This is a genomic window from Meiothermus hypogaeus, from assembly GCF_003574035.1.
In the GTDB taxonomy this organism is placed as follows: domain Bacteria; phylum Deinococcota; class Deinococci; order Deinococcales; family Thermaceae; genus Meiothermus; species Meiothermus hypogaeus.
Genome location: NZ_QWKY01000020.1, coordinates 34,971 through 51,617, shown reverse-complemented (window position 1 = coordinate 51,617; position 16,647 = coordinate 34,971). Strand labels below are relative to the sequence as shown.

At 60.9% G+C, this 16,647-nt stretch carries 14 protein-coding genes; 9 read left to right on the top strand and 5 right to left on the bottom strand.

Going from position 1 to position 16,647, the window contains the following annotated elements:
* Positions 1–345 precede the first annotated feature (345 nt).
* Complete coding sequence (locus Mhypo_RS07315) at positions 346–1,854, top strand: phytoene desaturase family protein (protein ID WP_119340638.1); 1,509 nt, start codon at positions 346–348, stop codon at positions 1,852–1,854.
* Here the strand turns inward: Mhypo_RS07315 and Mhypo_RS07310 are convergent.
* The 5 genes from Mhypo_RS07310 to Mhypo_RS07290 form a co-directional block, all read right to left on the bottom strand.
* Positions 1,808–3,565, bottom strand: a complete 1,758-nt coding sequence (locus tag Mhypo_RS07310) for a penicillin-binding transpeptidase domain-containing protein (RefSeq protein ID WP_119340637.1) — start codon at positions 3,563–3,565, stop codon at positions 1,808–1,810. The genes Mhypo_RS07315 and Mhypo_RS07310 overlap by 47 nt on opposite strands.
* Before the next feature lie 9 nt (positions 3,566–3,574).
* Positions 3,575–4,048, bottom strand: coding sequence for a rod shape-determining protein MreD (gene mreD / locus Mhypo_RS07305; RefSeq protein ID WP_119340636.1), 474 nt, complete (start codon positions 4,046–4,048; stop codon positions 3,575–3,577).
* 147 nt (positions 4,049–4,195) lie between these two features.
* Positions 4,196–4,987 carry a rod shape-determining protein MreC gene (mreC, locus tag Mhypo_RS07300; protein WP_119340635.1) on the bottom strand — a complete coding sequence of 264 codons (792 nt, stop codon included), beginning with the start codon at positions 4,985–4,987 and terminating at the stop codon, positions 4,196–4,198.
* A gap of 152 nt (positions 4,988–5,139) precedes the next feature.
* Positions 5,140–5,901 carry a sulfite exporter TauE/SafE family protein gene (locus tag Mhypo_RS07295; RefSeq protein WP_119340634.1) on the bottom strand — a complete coding sequence of 254 codons (762 nt, stop codon included), beginning with the start codon at positions 5,899–5,901 and terminating at the stop codon, positions 5,140–5,142.
* Positions 5,902–5,937: 36 nt separating this feature from the next.
* Positions 5,938–6,945: a dipeptidase gene (locus tag Mhypo_RS07290; protein WP_240637157.1), complete on the bottom strand. Its 1,008-nt coding sequence runs from the start codon at positions 6,943–6,945 to the stop codon at positions 5,938–5,940.
* 110 nt (positions 6,946–7,055) lie between these two features.
* On the opposite strand from Mhypo_RS07290, the gene Mhypo_RS07285 reads away from it, so the two are divergent.
* The 8 genes from Mhypo_RS07285 (at position 7,056) to Mhypo_RS07250 (ending at position 16,596) form a co-directional block, all read left to right on the top strand.
* On the top strand, positions 7,056–8,378 hold the full coding sequence (locus tag Mhypo_RS07285; RefSeq protein ID WP_119340644.1) for a cryptochrome/photolyase family protein: 1,323 nt from the start codon (positions 7,056–7,058) through the stop codon (positions 8,376–8,378).
* Positions 8,379–8,572: 194 nt separating this feature from the next.
* A complete protein-coding gene (locus Mhypo_RS18890) occupies positions 8,573–8,728 on the top strand; it encodes a DUF2256 domain-containing protein (protein ID WP_119340632.1) in 156 nt (51 codons plus the stop codon).
* Positions 8,725–9,093 (top strand): DUF6992 family protein, encoded by a 369-nt coding sequence (locus Mhypo_RS18530; protein WP_240637156.1) that lies wholly within the window; start codon positions 8,725–8,727, stop codon positions 9,091–9,093. Before Mhypo_RS18890 ends, Mhypo_RS18530 begins: the two co-directional genes overlap by 4 nt.
* Before the next feature lie 161 nt (positions 9,094–9,254).
* Positions 9,255–9,749 (top strand): fasciclin domain-containing protein, encoded by a 495-nt coding sequence (locus Mhypo_RS07270; protein WP_119340631.1) that lies wholly within the window; start codon positions 9,255–9,257, stop codon positions 9,747–9,749.
* Positions 9,750–10,044: 295 nt separating this feature from the next.
* Entirely contained in the window at positions 10,045–10,698 is a 654-nt protein-coding gene (locus tag Mhypo_RS07265) for a DUF4397 domain-containing protein (protein ID WP_119340630.1), read from the top strand.
* Positions 10,699–10,788: 90 nt separating this feature from the next.
* Positions 10,789–12,078 carry an alpha/beta hydrolase gene (locus tag Mhypo_RS07260; protein ID WP_119340629.1) on the top strand — a complete coding sequence of 430 codons (1,290 nt, stop codon included), beginning with the start codon at positions 10,789–10,791 and terminating at the stop codon, positions 12,076–12,078.
* 42 nt (positions 12,079–12,120) lie between these two features.
* Positions 12,121–13,617, top strand: coding sequence for a cryptochrome/photolyase family protein (locus Mhypo_RS07255; protein WP_119340628.1), 1,497 nt, complete (start codon positions 12,121–12,123; stop codon positions 13,615–13,617).
* 480 nt (positions 13,618–14,097) lie between these two features.
* Positions 14,098–16,596, top strand: coding sequence for a putative bifunctional diguanylate cyclase/phosphodiesterase (locus Mhypo_RS07250; RefSeq protein ID WP_119340627.1), 2,499 nt, complete (start codon positions 14,098–14,100; stop codon positions 16,594–16,596).
* The last annotated feature ends 51 nt before the right edge of the window (positions 16,597–16,647 follow it).

Below are 16,647 nucleotides of genomic sequence, written 5' to 3'. Positions count from 1 at the left end.
AGCGTCTCCCTTCCAAGGGGCGGTATCGCCCTCCGCTACGCGGATAACTTCCAAGGGGCGGTATCGCCCTCCGCTACGCGGATAACTTCCAAGGGGCGGTATCGCCCTCCGCTACGCGGATAACTTCGGTCGGGTTGATTCGTTACCGAACGGTAACGAATCAACCAAATCTGGTATCATAAGCGCTTTATTTTTGGTGGGTCGAGCGGTTCTCGCTGCACCTTCCGCGGTAATGGGGAACATTCATCATGCGAAATGACCTGCTGGAGGGAGTTGCTTTTGGCAACTCGAGAATGTAACCATTCCGCAAGTCTTTGTTTGCCAGGAATCGCAGAATAACGATTGATGAAAGTAGTGGTGATCGGCGCGGGGGTGGGGGGTCTCACCACCGCAGCTTTACTGGCGCAGGCGGGCCTCGAGGTCACCGTGCTCGAGCACCACACTTACCCCGGTGGCTCGGCGGGCACCTTCTTGCACCAGGGTTTTCGCTTCGATGCAGGCGCAACCTTGTTGGCCGGTTTTGATGAGGCGGGGGTTTTTACCCGGCTCGAGCGCCAGTTGGGCGTTCGTTTTCCTGTGCGCAAGCTGGCCCCGGGCGAACCGTTAATGGAGGTCTGGTTGCCGGATGGCCGGGTCGTGACCCGTCCGGTGGGTCGGGCCCACGAGTTGGAAGCTCAGCGCGAAGCGTTTGGCAAAACCGTGCTGCGGTTCTGGGCCTGGCAAGAAAGGCGGGCTCATGCCCTGTGGAAACTGGCCCAGGGCTTGCCCTTTCCACCGGCCGACTTGCTCGAGTCGCGGCGCATGGTGCAGCAGGGGCTGCCCTGGGCACTGGAGCACCTGGCCGATTTACCGGGAATTCTGGCCGATCTGCTGCGCCGCACGGGGGCCCATGCGCCCTCCCATCCGTCGTTCAGGCGCTTTCTGGATGCCCAGCTTCTGATTGCCTCTCAAACCGATGCCCAGGGCACCTATGCTCTGTTTGGAGCGGCGGCCCTGGATCTGCCCCACCGGGGCCCAGCCATGCCTATGGGGGGGATGGGCGCTGTGCCCGAGACCCTGGCCGAAGCCGTACGCCAGCACGGGGGTCGGGTGCTTTACCGCCACCGGGTGGAAAAACTGGAGGTTCAGAAGGGGCGGGTTGTGGCCGTGGAAGTTGCCCTGGGTGGGAAGCGACGCGGGGAGCGAGAGGTGCTCGAGGCCGACTTCTTCGTCGCCAACCTGACCCCCGGCGACCTGGCGGCCCTCATCCCCGACGGCCCCCAGCAGAACCCACCGGCCGATGGCTGGGGGGCCTTCATGCTGCACGCTGTGGTGCCCGAGGACGTGGTTCCACCGGGCGCCCCCTACCGGCAGTGGGCGGGGGAAGGCGATTGGACCTTTGTGAGTCTGGCGGATGCCGGTGATCCCTTGCGCGGCCCGGCGGGTTCGCGGGTGTTGTCGGCCTCGGTGCACACCCGGCTGTTCGAGTGGCGGGGCTTATCCAAAGAAGCCTATCAGGCCCAGAAACAAGTTTGGCAGGAACGGGTTTTGCGACAGGTAGAGCGGCTGATCCCCGGCTTCCGGGAGTCGGCGGTGCTAATTTTGGGTGGAACCCCCCGTACCTACCACTATTACACCCGCCGACAGGATGGCTGGGTGGGGGGGTATCCACAGGTACACCCCTTCCGCACACCCAGCCCCAGAACGCCCTATTCCAACCTGTGGCGGGTGGGGGAGACCATCTTTCCCGGGCAGTCAGTGCCGGCGGTGGCGCTGGGGGGCGAGCGGGTGGCGGCGCTGGTTCTGACCCGACTGGGGGTAACCCAGCCTACTGGGCCGCGAAATCCTGCCCCACTTTCCAATAGGCAGCCATGACCTTGCGCACAGCGGGCAGGGCTACCCCACTGCCCTCGCCTCCGTTTTCGAAGAAGGCCACCACTACCAGGGGTGGGCGGGGGTCGGCCGGGTCTACCGGACCGTAGCCCATATACCAGGCGTGCTCGAGGCCGGGGGTCAGGGTTTCGTTCTGGGCGGTACCGGTCTTGCCTGCGGTGGCTACGGGAAAATTGCCCAGCACATGCCGTGCGGTACCCCAGGTGACGGTTTTGCGCAGTCCTTCCTGTAGTTCTTTCCAGTAGCGCCCCGGCACAAAAGTAGTGGGCCGCCTTACCTCTTGATTACCAATCCGGCGAACCAGGTGTAGCTCAGGTTGCTGACCGCTCTGGGCAATGGTAGCGAGCATACGGGCAATCTGAACAGGGGTGGCCTTGTTATATCCCTGCCCGATGGCAATCGAAAGGGTCTCGCCCGGCCACCAGCGGGGGTCTTTAGGAATGTTCTGGCGCTTCCATTGCAGGGTGGGCACAATGCCGGTTTGCTCGCCGATTTCCAGCCCGGTCGAGCGGCCTACCCCCAGTTCCAGCGCCCGCTTGTGGAGTTTGTCCACCATGCCGATGGGGTCGAGCATGGCCACCTGGTAGTACCAGGTGTTGCAGCTTTGTGCGATGGCTTCCTTGACGGTCATCATGCCCATGTCCACCCGGGCCCAGTTGCGGCGGATGCCGCCAAAGACGATGTAGGGGCTACAGCGGAAAGCGGTGTTGCTGGTGACGTAGCCGCTTTCCAGGGCCAGGCTCGAGGTCGCCAGTTTATAGGTAGAGCCCGGTGGATAGGCATTCACTGCCCGGTTCAGGGTAGGCCGGTCTTTGTCGGCAAACAGCTCGCGGATTTTGTCGTTGGGGCGCGGTCTGCGGCCAAACAGGTTGGGGTCGAAGGCGGGGGCAGTGGCCATGGCCAGCACCTCGCCATTGCGCGGGTCGAGGGCTACGATGGCCCCCTTGGCCTGTCGGGCCAGCGGAAGCCCATAGCGAAGGCGGATGCGGTTGATGTCCTCTACCCCCTCCCGTAGCGCCTGCTCGGCAGCCCGTTGCAGGTTCAGGTCGAGGGTCAGGTACACATCGGTGCCGGCCTGGGGTTCTTTGAGTTCCTCGTAGCGCACCCGCTGGCCCCGGGCATTCACCTCGGCCAGCACCACGCCCTTGATGCCCTTGAGCTGGGCTTCCAGGGCCGCCTCGAGGCCCGCCGCTCCCACCAGCTCCTCGGGGTCGTAGCCCTCCTGGAGCTGTTCCTGGCTGGGCAGCGCAGTATATCCAATCACCGGCCCCGCGATGGGGTTGGGGTAAACCCGCTCGATACGCTCCAGAAGCTTCAGATTGGGTTCCCCGGCGGTCAGCTCGGCCAGGGTGGGAATCAGTACCTCTGGAATATTGACCATCAGCTCCACCGGCTCCCGCTCCACCTTGGGTAGTTCCTTGAGTCCTGCTAGTGCCAGAATGCGCTCCTTGAAATGTACTTCCCCACCCAAATAAATCAAATCCACCGCCAGTCGGTTGGTGGCGATTACCTGCCCGTTGCGATCCAGAATGCGCCCCCTGGGGGCTAGCGAGGTTTCGGTACGAAGGTAGTTGCCCTGGCTGCGGGTGGCATACTGCTCGTACTGCACCACCTGTAACTGCCACAGCCGCCCCACAAACAGCATCAGTATGAGGAAAAAAAGCCCCAGCAGAATCCAGACACGGCTGTTCACGCGGTACTCCTATTTGCTGCGAACTGCAAAAAGCTGAGAGAGCCGGATAACGAAAGGCGCGATCAGAAGGGTCAGCAGCATCTCCGGTAGAATAACCGACCACAGCGTGAGAGGATTGAAGTTGGAGAGCCGCAACCAGAAGGCTACCAGCAGGATACCCAACCACTTGGCTACGAAGCTGCCCCCCAGAATGACGACCTGGCCGGCCAACTCGTCCCAATGTACCAGCCGCGAAAGACGGTAGTAAGCATAGGCGGCAAATAGCAGTCCCACCGCATGCAGCCCCGGATACCCTGCCGAAAGCAGGTCTTGCAGCAACCCTAGGGCAAAGGCCAGAGGCAAGCCCGCATAAGGAGATATTGAAGCCACCAGCAACAGGGTGGCCAGATAAATCAAATCGGGGGGTGTAAAGCTATCGCCCAGCAATCCAGAAACAAAGCCCTGGAGGAGAAAAGCCGAAACTGCAATTAGAATGATTCGCATAGTTGGGGAAGGGGTTATCCATTCGATACATGGATGACGATGAAAAGTGGATTCACCAATCGCATTTGCGTTCCTTTTGGGTCTTTCCCGACAGCCCAAAGCAGTCGCTATAACCTCTGCTGCGCCAAGTTCCGTGAAGTTTTGTTTTCATAGCGGCTTGAGCACCTGCACTTCTTCCAACAACGAGAGCTGCACGGCGGGCCGTACCATCAAGACCTTCTTTAGGGCACCGGGCGAAATGGGCAGCACCTGTTCGACGATGCCCACGGTAATACCGGCAGGGTAAAGTCCTTGCAATGCGCCCGACACCACCTTGTCGCCAGGTTTGACGCTGGCTTCGGGAGCAATCTCAACCCGCAGCATGCTTGGGGGGGCACCATAAGCAATACCACGCCCTGGGGCGCCTGCGAGCCGTACCCCCACCCGCGATTCGGGGTCGAGCACCGTGCGAACCACGGCATTGTTTGGCGTGACCTCGGTGATGACCCCTACCAGCCCGCTGGCGGTCGTGACAGGCATGCCGACCCGCAGACCCTGGGCCGAACCGGCGCCCAGATAGAGCCTGCGATAAAGCCCCGAGGGATCATCGTCAATCACCGGCGCAACCGCTACCACGCCTAAGCCCTGCACAGTCTGTACCCGCAGAGCGGCCTGAAGCTTGCGGTTTTCCAGCGTCAGGCGCTGGTTTTCTTGCCGGAGTTGTTGCAACTCGGCTTGCATCTTACGTTGTTCGGCCCGCAGGTCACGGCGGTCAAAAATAGCGGCCAGGCTGGCCTTGACATTTTGACCCAGGCGAAAGGAGTAGCCAAACAAAGGGGCAGTGCGGGCGGCAAACTCACCTGGCAAGGTGGGGGCCGATTGCCGGGTGAGGGTTGCCAACAAGACCCCCAGCAACAATAAGCCGACCAGCAAAGCCCTGCGAATCGCGGTATCGCTCATAATCTAGCGCCTGATCGAAGAATGCAGAAAGTGACGGTGGACTGCCCAAAATAAGCCAAAAAAACCAACTCCCAAACAAGAGTCTAGCGTATATGGTAACTGTTGTCTCACAGCGGGCCGCAGTACGCAGAGCACCAGCACGTGAGTCGAGATTATTCAACTACCGGCTTAGGTTTGGCGCCGATGTAGCGTGTGGCCGTCCAGATCAGCACCACTGCAAATACTAACCGTAGCCAGAATTCAGGTAGCTGGTTAGCCACCAGACCCCCTGCAAAAGCCCCAAGCAAAATGCCCACCACCAGCCCCGGCACATACTCCTGGGCCAGGTTGCCGTGACGGTAATGCGTGTAAGAACCTACCAGTGCCGAGGGAATCATGGCCAGTAGAGATGTGCCCTGGGCAGTATGCTGCTCGAGGCCCACCAGCAAAACCATGATGGGCACCGTGATGGTGCCGCCCCCCACCCCCAGCAGGCCTGAGGCAAAGCCTGCAGCCGCCCCCGTAAAGATGAGAGGAATAATCCGCAGCCAGCCTTGCAGGGGCTCCTCGACATGCGGAATGTAGGGCTTAAGCAGCAGGCTCAGGGCTACCACCACCAGGTACCAGCCAAACACCCGCTTAAGCCTCCATTCCGGCAACTGGTTGGCGTAGCGCGCGCCCCAGTTGGCCGTGACCATTGCGCTGGGGAAAATCAGCAAGGCTGCCAGCCAGTCTACCGTGCCCTGGGTGGCATAGGTGAGGGCCCCGGCCAGGCCGGTAAATACCACCATAACTAGGCTGGTGGCCACGGCTCGGTGCTGGGTTAGCTTAAGAAAGGTGGCCATCAACGGAACCGCTACAATGCCCCCTCCCAGACCTACCAACCCCCCAAAGGCCCCCGCTACCAGTCCGATCCACAGGCTAGAAAGATTCACAGCCCCCGTTATACCACGGCTTGTCAGATTTTAGATTCAAAATGGCAAGACGCCTTGCAACCAACGCAGCCAGTTCTGGCCCAGCACCCCTTGTCGGAAAGGTGCGGGAACCAGTTCACCGACTTTGTGCAGGTCGGCCGGCTGGTTGAGGCCCTCGGGGTTTTCGTGCAGACCAAAACCGCCATCGAAGTCGGAGCCGATGCCCACCTTGTCCCAGCCAATCAAGGCAGCGGTGTGGGCCATGTGCTGTCCGACGACTTCCAGCTTCACCCGCTCGGTGCCGCGTTGCCAGGTGTGATCCAGGAAAAACCCAAACAAGACCGTGCCAATTACCCCGCCCCGCTGCCCGATGGCCCGGATCATGGCATTGCTCAGGTGGCGGTTGGCAAAAGGGGGATCTTCGCCCCCCAGCAAGGCCCGAGGGTTGCTGTGACTAGCGCAAACTGACCCCTCAAATACCTCCAGGGCCTGCCAGAAGGCCTGTTCGTCCATGTGGGAGAAGTCCAGGGCCAGGCGGTTCTCATCCATGGCGTGCATCAGTTCGAATCCCAGCTCGCTCAGGCCGCCGGGTTCACGGGTGCCGCCCGAGTAGCGGGTGCGGTTCCAGGCAGGACCGATGAGCCGCACCCCCTGGGCCTTCCAGAACCCCACCTCGCCTGGTTCGCGGATGCACTCGGCGCCCTCGATCAGGATGACCAGGGCGGTCACGTGGTCCTCCGGCCACAACGCCAGATGCCTTTGCAGGCTGGCCTGATCGCGCAGAATGCGAACCCACCCCTGTTCTTCCCAGCGCAGATACACCTCGAGTTGCCGCAGGGCGTGCTGGTGAGCACTCTCTGGGTCGATGTACTTGCGCGGATCCACCCAGAGGGTGGCGAAACAGATGCCGACCTGGCCTTCCCGTAAGGCTGGCAGGGTCACGACTGGCACATCGGGATGGGCGTCCTGTTGGCGCAACTCCGCCAGCGGCAGGGTGAGGTTGCGCCCCAGGTCTACTACGTTGTGGGCCAGGTCGAGATGGGCGTCTACGATCATGGCCCACATACTATTCAACTCGATGACATATTCCCAGGCCTGGGGTTGTGCGGGCTTTGCGTGGCGGTTTGTAGGGCAGGCCGGTGCAGTTCATAGCTTTTGCCTTTAAAAACAGGCTTATGAACCTGGTCTGGCACCGCGCCGATCTTCGTTTGCACGACAACCCCGCCCTTAGCGAAGCCCTGAAAGCAGGCCCTGCGGTAGGTCTGGTGGTGTTCGACCCCAACATTCTGCAAAACACCACCCCACGACGGCGGGCCTGGTTTTACCAGAATGTAGCCGCACTGCGTGAGGGCTATATGCGGCGGGGGGGTAGCCTGCTGGTTCGCACCGGCCTTCCCTGGGAGGTGTTGCCTCGAGTGGTGGGCGAACTGGGGGTGAAGGGTGTTTTTGCGGTTCGCAACTCAACCCCCTACGCCCGGTTTCGCGATCGGAAGGTGCAGGAGGCCTTGCCGGGTCGTGTTCGTTGGCTCGAGGGCCAGTATATCCACGAACCCGGCAGCATTTTGAAGCCCGACGGTGGCCCCTATACCGTCTTCACACCCTTCTCCAAACGCTGGTGGGCGGCCCAGGCGCCGGTTCTACTCGAGGCTCCGCCCCGCTTTCCCGGCACTACCCTTCCGCCCGAATACGATTTGGGTACCACCCCCGAAGAAGCCCCGGACATACCGCTCCCGCCCGCAGGGGAGGAGGCCGCGTTGGGTGCGCTCGAGGTCTTTTTGCGGGACAAACTGCCTCACTACCACCAGACCCGCGATGGGCTGGCTGGGGAAGGGGTCTCGAGGCTCTCCTACTATTTCACCCTGGGGGTGTTGTCACCTCGGCTGGCTGCTCGGCGCGCTTTGGAAGTGGGGGGTGAGGGGGCCCGCAAGTGGGTGAACGAGCTGTGTTGGCGTGACTTCAGCGGCGATTTGCTCTACCACCGCCCCCAGATGCTTAACTCGGCTTTTGACCCCCGTTGGGACGACCTCCCCTGGAACGATGACCGCGACCTTTTTGCAGCCTGGCTACAGGGCTACACCGGCATCCCGGTGGTGGATGCCTGTATGCGTGAGTTGCGGGCCACGGGCTTTTTGTCCAACCGGGGCCGCATGGTGGTAGCCCAGTTTGCGGTCAAGTTGGCCCTCTTGCCCTGGCAACAGTGTGAACGGGCTTTTCGCGACCTGCTGCTCGATGGAGACAACGCCTCCAACCTCCAGGGCTGGCACTGGGCGGGGGGGCTGGGGGTGGATGCGGCACCCTACTTTCGGGTCTTTAACCTGATCACCCAGGCCGAGACCCACGACCCCGGCGGGGCATGGCTCAGGCGCTGGGTGCCCGAGTCGGACGGGCGGCCTTATCCTTACAAGACTCCTGTGCTGGATTTAGAGCTGGCCCGCAAACGCTACTTGGCTGCTGCCGAGAAAATTGCTAAGAAAGCGGGGGCAGGTATCTCGAGCTAGTCTGCCGGTAACTTGTTTAGTGATACGTTTTGAAGCGCGTTGATTGCCCATAATAGCGATGCGCAGCTCCCTGGGAGGCACAGAAGTGCACACAGTATTCTTGGTTGCCAGACTACCAGAAGCTTTTGGCGCTTAGGCCAAGAAACGTCCTGCAAGCGCGCCGGGCTGCCACCGACTCCCTTACAGAAGGTTATATGGGATACAAAGGTCTTAAAACCCACCTGCCCGTCAAGGTTTGTCCGGTGTGTAATAGGCCTTTTCAATGGCGCAAGAAATGGGCTCAGAACTGGCAGGATGTGAAGTACTGTTCCGAACGCTGTCGGGCCCAGGCCCGGGGGAGGAAGCCTTGAGTGAATTGCCAGGTGAACGCATCGCCCAGCAGCTGATGCTATGGGCGCTGGTGTGCTTGGGAGGCGCTATATTCGGTTTGTGGCGCACCCGGCATGGCTTTTGGAGGCCCTTCTGGTTCATGACCGGGGTCTGGGCGCTGGTGAATGCAGCGATTGCCTACGGCGGCTGGCTGGGGGCCGAACCCAACCCCGCCAGCCTGCGCCAACTCCTGTGGATTAATGCAGGTCTGGATACCCTGTATGTGACGCTGGGCCTGATCTTGAGGAAGCGCCAAGAACCGATATACAAGGGGTTTGGACTGGCTATTATTCTGCAGGGATTATTCCTGTTGGGCTTCGATGTGTTTCATGCCCTACAAATCTGAACGTATCTTAGACAAATATTCTACTAATGTTATACGTATACCCTATACCTAGAGGTTGAGAGGGCAATGATTTTACAGCCAATGGCCGATGAATATCGGCATAGGCCGGGGTGAATACTTGTCCTCCAACCCAATAAAAAAGTAGTACAAGGAGGTAGCATATGAAGATCAAAGCCCTACTGGTAGCAGGTAGCCTGGCCCTGGCCGCTTTAGGCCTAACCCTCACCAACGCCCAGAGCGCCACCCAGAACCAGACCATCGCGCAGATTGTGGCCAGCAACCCCAACTTCAGCACCTTGCTGGCGGCGGTGCAGGCGGCTGGACTGGCCCAGACCCTGTCGGGCCCTGGCCCCTTCACGGTTTTTGCACCGACCAACGAAGCCTTTGCCAAGATTCCCAAGGCCGACCTGGACAAGCTGCTGGCCGACAAAGCAGCCCTGACCAAGGTGCTTACCTACCATGTGGTGGCCGGACGGGTGCCCTCGAGCCAAGTAGTCACGCTGAAGGAAGCTAAAACCGTAGAGGGTCAGAACGTGACCATCGAGGTCAAAGACGGCAAGGTGGTTTTGAACGGCAATTCCACGGTCACGGCGGTGGATATCCAGGCCAGCAACGGCATCATCCACGTTATTGACACGGTTTTGTTGCCCAAGTAGCAGCTCGCTTTGTGTAAACGCCCCTGGACAACGCTCAGGGGCGTTTGTTGTTTTGCAGGATGGGGTGGATGGGCCGCTTATCGCGCCCTTCACAGATGTTGCCGCCCATCCGGGCGGCAACGGTTCTGTCTCGGATAGAGGATTCTTGATTGTCGGGAGGCTCATTCTATGTGAAGAGCGCTCTATACCTGGTCTGGTCCGTTTGCTCTGTAATCCAAAGCTGTTGTAGAAGGAAGCAACTCACGATACGATAACATGGCAAGTTTATAACCCTGGCGGTAGAAAGGAGTGTTCTATGCGGTGGATGAGGTGGGTCGCAGGTCTATTGGTGGTATTGGGCGTTGCGTTGGCCCAGGAAGGTACGGCCTATGTGCGGTTTGCCCACCTGGTGCCCGATGCGCCGGCGGTGGACATTGTTTCGGGGGGCAACAAGGTTTTCGAGGCCCAGGCCTTCAAAGACGTAACCTACTATGCCGAAGTGCCCGCTGGCAGCCTGACTCTGACCGTTCAGACCACGGGGCAGAACCCGGCCAAGGTTGCCGACGTAGCCATTCGCGTACAAGCAGGCAAGTACTACACGGTCATGGCGCTGGGCACGGCCTCGACCCTTAAGGCCCGACTGGTCGAAGACCGCATTGCCCCTGCCGAAGGGGTGGCCAAGGTTCGCGTCGTCCATGCCTCGCCGGATGCTCCGGCGGTGGACGTGGCCCTCAAGGGCGGGCCGGTGCTGTTCCGCAACCTGGCCTTCAACCAGATCTCGGGCTACGGCATTGTGCCGGCTGCGGCCTACAACCTCGAGGTACGTCCCACCGGCACCACCACGGTAGCGCTGCCGCTCGAGGGGGTGGCTTTTGAAGGCGGCAAGGTATATAGCGTGTTTGCGGTGGGTTTGCTGGCCGGCGAGACCCTCGAGGTGATCGTGATCGAGGATAGTTTTGGCAGTCCATAAGGGCAAAGCGGGCTAGAGGGTGGGCTTCGGCCCACCTTTTTTGTGGGCCCTGGTCAAGTCTTAAGCGCTTTGTGGCCTCAGGATAAAGAAATGCAGAAGTGGATGGTTCTGGCTCTGGGCCTGTTGAGCATAGGGCTGGCCCAAACCGATCGCTGGATGGGTCAGCCCGAGTATCGGGCTATTCCAGGCGCTCCCACGGCAGCAGGGGCGGCCCTGGACCGAAGTTATGTGCTGGTCTACCCAGCCCAGGGAACGCCGCGCGGCACCATCGTTTTGGTGCCGGGGTTCCTGGGGGGGGCCACCAACTTCGACGCCCTGGCCCGGCGGCTGGTGCTGGCGGCCCCCGGCTGGGCGGTCTGGGCCTGGGATCGGCGCGCCAACGGCCTCGAGGATCGTCGGGGCTTCACCTCGCCCGACCCCTGGGCCTACTACCAGAACTACCCCCTGCCCGATTTTCCTTTCCTCAAAGACTGGGGCCTGAAGGTACACCTGGACGACCTCGAGCAGGTGATAGACCAGGCCCGCAGGAGCGGCCCCGTGGTGCTAGCGGGGCACTCCCTGGGGGCCAGTATGGCCTCGCTGTTTGCCCTTTATAGGGGCGATAAAATCAGCGGCCTTATTTTGCTGGACGGCGCGCCCCGCCTGATTCCCCTCACCCGTGAGCAATACTTTAGCGGTACCGAAGGAGGCTTTGGGCGACTGGCCGGGCTTAACGAACTCTTAGAAGGCAAAGCCCCACCCTACATCACCGCTTTCGGGCTCAACCCGGTGGGCTTTGCCCAGGCTGAAGCCCAGGCCTTCATGACTGCGCAGGACCCCCAGGCCGACGCCCCGCCGGGCTGGGTTCCTTTCCGGGCGAGTCGGCTGGCGGCAGCCCTTTCCCGCGTGGACGACCGCTATGCCCTGTCGCCTATTTTTTCGGTCTCGGTGGGGCAGTCCACCGGGCGCGAGGGGATTAGCCTGTTCAGCTTTTTTGTGGGGAGTGTGGTCTACACCATTCGGGGCCCAAGGGGGAGTCGGGTGGAGTGGCGCGATAGCGGCGAGGCCACCGATCCGATGGAATTTATTTCATCATATGCCAACCCCACCACCGGCTTCTCGGAGTGGTTTTTCCCCTACCGCCTCTCCCTCGACATCTCGGCTTACGATGTGGCCATGCCCGAACTGAGGCCGCGCTCGGTGGCGTATCCGGTGCTGGCCCTGGGCGCGGGGCGGGGGTTGCTCCCACAAACCAGCAATTTTCAAAGTGTAGGGGAGGTTTTCCCCAATACTCGAGTAGATATCCGAATCCTGCCGGGCCTCACGCACCTGGACATCCTGACCAGCCGCAACGGCGCTGCGGTGGGCCCTATTGCGGCTTACCTGCAAGGGGTGCGCTGAGTGAAACTCTTCCACCTTTGACTCCAGACCCTCAAGATTGGTATGACCCTCTGGATTCTCGGCGACCAGCTCAACCATGCTGCCATGCAGCAGCTATCGCCCCGGCGAGTGCTGCTGGTAGAGGCCTACGAGCTGGGGCGTACCCCGCCCATGCACCCGCAGAAGTTGGTGCTCTTCTTCAGCGCCATGCGCCACTTTGCCCAGGAACTGCGGGCAAGCGGAAGGGAGGTCATCTACCTGCAAGCCGAGACCCTGGCCGAAGCCCTGGGCCAGTTTTTCCAGGCGCACCCCGGCGCAACCCTGGCTCAGATGCAACCGGCCGACTATGGCTTCGCCGAGCGGGTGGGGGCCATCGTGGAAGGCCTGGGTGGCATTTATCGCTTGCTGCCCAACCGGCTGTGGCTGTTGCAGCCGGAGGAATTTGACCGCTGGGCTGGGAACCGCAAGACCTACAGGCTGGAATATTTCTACCGCTTCATGCGCCAGCGCACCGGCTATCTGATGCAGGGCGGCCAGCCGGTAGGCGGGGCCTGGAACTACGATGCCGAGAACCGCAAGGCGCCGCCCCCAGGCTACCAGCCCCCGGCCCCGCGCCGTTTTGCCCCCGATGCCATCACCCTGGCGGTTGTCGAGACCGTACGGGAAAAGTTCAGGGGGCATTTTGGTTCGCTCGAGGGTTTTGAGTGGCCGGTGACGCGGCAGCAGGGCCTGGAAGCCCTGGAAGATTTCGTTCAGCACCGTCTGGTGGCCTTTGGCCCTTACCAGGACGCCCTGGTGGAGCAAAGCTGGAGCCTGCACCACTCGCTGCTTTCTCCAGCCCTCAACCTGGGCCTGCTGCACCCCGCCGAGGTGGTGGAGCGGGCCCTATCGGAGTACGAAAAGGGCAGCATTCCCCTGGCCAGCATTGAAGGCTTTGTGCGACAAATCATCGGCTGGCGTGAGTACATCTACCATGTGTATCGCCGCGAGATGCCGGGGCTTTTAGAGGCCAATCAGCTTCAGGCCTCGAGGCCCCTGCCCCCACTTTTTTGGGGAGCCCCCACCCGGATGCGCTGCATGTCCACGGTCATTGAGCGTGCCAGGCAGCGGGGTTATGCTCATCACATCGAGCGGCTGATGTTGCTGGCCAACTTTGCCCTGCTTTACGGCATCGAACCGCAGGCCCTCAATGCCTGGTTTGTGGCGGCCTTTGTGGACTCCGCCGACTGGGTAATGGCGCCCAATGTGCTGGGCATGGGGTTATTTGCCTCGCCCATCCTTTCCTCCAAGCCCTATGCGGCCAGCGGGAAGTACATCGCCCGTATGGGCAACCACTGCCAGCACTGCGCCTTCAAGGTAGTAGAAACCCTGGGTGAGCAAGCCTGCCCCTTCAACAGCCTGTACTGGGACTTCATGGCCCGGCACCGCGCCTTGCTGGAGGGCAACCCCCGCCTGGGGGTGCTGTACAAGACCTGGGATAGGCGCAACCCCAAAGAGCAGGCTGCCATCCGACAGCAGGCCAAAGAACTGCGGCAGTGCATTGCCCAGGGTGAACTATGATTGATACCAACCATACCTGAATGGTTATTCTTGGGTCCCCTCATCCCAGGCGGCCGCTTACGCGATTCTGGTGCGAGCACTTACAAAGCCGTAAACTGGACGACGCCCCAGGTGCAGTCAACTGCCTTCCTGTCACTGTTTGTGAATAGCACCGTCGGGGTGTCGCCACCCCCCGCCCGGGTTAGAAGGCAAGGGCTTCATGTGGATTTGGTATGATAGCTTGCTCAAGAATGGATAAAGCAGGCGTTACCTGAGGATTGAATATCAAGAAGCAAGCTTTGAAAATACCCATGCTGATCATGCTTTATGCCTGTGACGAGATGGCAACCTGGGGCGTAACTCGCGCCTGTAGTGTAAATAACGTTTCGAGGCGGCTCTATTGAAAGTAGAATCGCCAGGTACAGTGGCCAGGCCAGGGATGGGGCGAACGCCGCTCGAGCATTTTTTGAAGATGCTGCGCTTTATGTTCTGGAGGACCCGTTGCTTAAACCCATGATGACATCGCTGCGGTCGCGCAAGCTCGAGCTCATGCTGGGCTTCATGTTTGTCTTGGCCTATGCAATGGCTTTTCCCGAGCTATACCGCAGCTTGAACCACGGGGTGTTGCTGCTTATTTTGCCTGCTGTGGCCTTGCTGAGCTGGGGATTGGGGCCTGGGGGTGCGGTGGGGGTGGGTCTGCTCCTGTTTCCTTTCCTTGCGGCCTTGCTGGGCGTGGCTGGGGTTTCCTGGGATAAGGAACTGCGCGATGCAGTGTACCTGATGAGCGCGGTGGGTCTGCTGACGGGGCTGGTGGTGGGGCTGTTTCGGTTTCAGTATGACCGCCGCTGGAGTGCCGAAGAGGCCATGCGGAAAAGCCAGGCCCAGGCTGAGGAGCGTAACCTCGAGCTCGCCCTCTTCTCCAGGGTGCGCGATGGGCTATCCCGCGATCTCGAGCCGCTGGCCCTGATGCGGGGGGTGGTGGATGCCTTGCAAGAGCATCCCCGCTTCGACAGTGTGGCTGCGTACCGACCCGAGGGGGAGCAGCTAAATCTGGTCTGGTGGGGTGGCAAACAAACCCTGCCCGACAACTTTGACGCCACCCACGAGATTGTTCGCCGGGTGGCTCACCTGGGTGAAATGCTTGTCCTGCACAGCACCGAGGAACGCAGCAGGGCCGGTTTGTTGGGCCAGCGGAGTCTAGTCGCGGTGCCGCTTCTGGTGAAGGGCCGGGTGAGTGGGGTGCTGGTGGCGAGTAGCAGCACCATCGACCTCGAGCCGCGCGATGTGCGTTTTCTAGAGGGGGTGGCCAGTCAGCTAAGCCTGGCCATTGACCGGGCCCAGGTCTACGATGCCTTGCGCGAACAGGAGGCCACATACCGAACCCTCATGGAGACCCTCCCCGATGTGGTGGCGCTTTTTGATGGCTCCAGGTTGCTTTATCTAAACCCTGTCGGACTGAGAGGCCTTGGATACCAGCGCCTGGACGAAGTGGTGGGGCAGCCCTTGACCCAGTTTGTGCACCCCAGCTCGTTGCCGCGGGTGGCTGAGCGAATACAGCGCATTCTGGTCGGGGAGCGCGATGCCCTCGAGGAGATTCGTCTGCTCACCCGAGATGGTCGGGAACTCGAGGTCGAGGCCCAGGGTGTGCTGGTGCAGATTGCTGGCCACAAGCAGGTCATGGTTTCTATCCGCGATGTGGGCGAACGCAAGCGCCAGCAGGCCCGCATCGAGTACCTGGCCTACCACGACCCCCTCACCGACCTGCCCAACCGCCGCAAGCTATGGGCGGTGGCCGAGGCCTTGTTTGTGTCCGACCGCCGCAAGCGCGAAAGCCCGGCCCTGATCTACCTCGACCTCGATAACTTCAAGGTGGTTAACGACACCCTGGGTCACCAGGCTGGCGACGAGCTTTTGCGCCAGCTAGCCCTGCGCATCAAGGAAGTGCTGCGACAAGGCGACCTGCTGGCCCGCATGGGTGGGGACGAGTTTGCTGTGCTCTTGCCTTCGGCTGACCGCGCTTCGGCCCAGGCTGCAGCACGCCGCATTACCGAGGTGTTTGACTACCCCTTTGTGCTGGGTGAACACGCTATCCATGTGCAGGCCAGCCTGGGGGTGGCTTTGTACCCTGAACACGGCCAGACCCTTGACGAACTGGCCCGGGCTGCCGATGTGGCTATGTACCAGGCCAAGCATGCCCGAACCGGCATTGCCGTCTACGATCCTGCGCAGGATTTGAACTCCCTCGAGCGCCTGGAGACCCTCCAGCAACTGCGCAAGACCATTCAGGAGGGCCGTTTCCTGATCCAGTACCAACCCATTCTGAGCATCCAGGATCGCTTCATAAGCAAATGGGAGGCCCTGGTGCGCTGGGAGCACCCGACCCGGGGGCTTTTGCGCCCCAGCGAGTTTGTGCCCCTGGCTGAAGAGGCTGGTCTGATTGGCGAGCTCGACCTGGCCGTACTCAAACAGGCTGTGCAGAATCAGAAGCAGTTGGGAGCCGAACTGGCCATTAATTTTTCAGCAGTGACGCTGGCCCACCCCAACTGGGTGCGGGAGGTAGTGCGTTCGCTGGTAGAAGAAGCTTTGCAACCAAGCATGCTGTGGATCGAGATTACCGAGTCGGCGTTGCTGCCTGAGCGACAGAAGTGGTTGGGTGGGTTGGTGGCCCTACGCGGACTGGGTGTGCGGGTGTCCCTCGACGACTTCGGCATGGGTTACTCCTCGCTAGCCCACCTCAAGCAGGTGCCGATAGACTTGGTCAAAATCGATAAAAGCTTCGTGGCCGAAATTGGCCAAAGCCATACCTCCGAGGAGATTTTGCGGGCTATGCTGCAACTGGCCAATGCGTTTGGCCTCAAGACCCTAGCGGAGGGCGTAGAAAACCGGGCGCAGCTAGAATGGCTGGCCCGCCACGGCTGCCACTATGCCCAGGGCTATTACATCGGTCTGCCGATGTCCGTCGATCAGGCTTTAGAAAAAGTATTTTCCAAAGTGTTTTGAAGGTAGTGGATCTGGATTTGCTTCTGTCCCACGGTGTAAATAGCACAACAA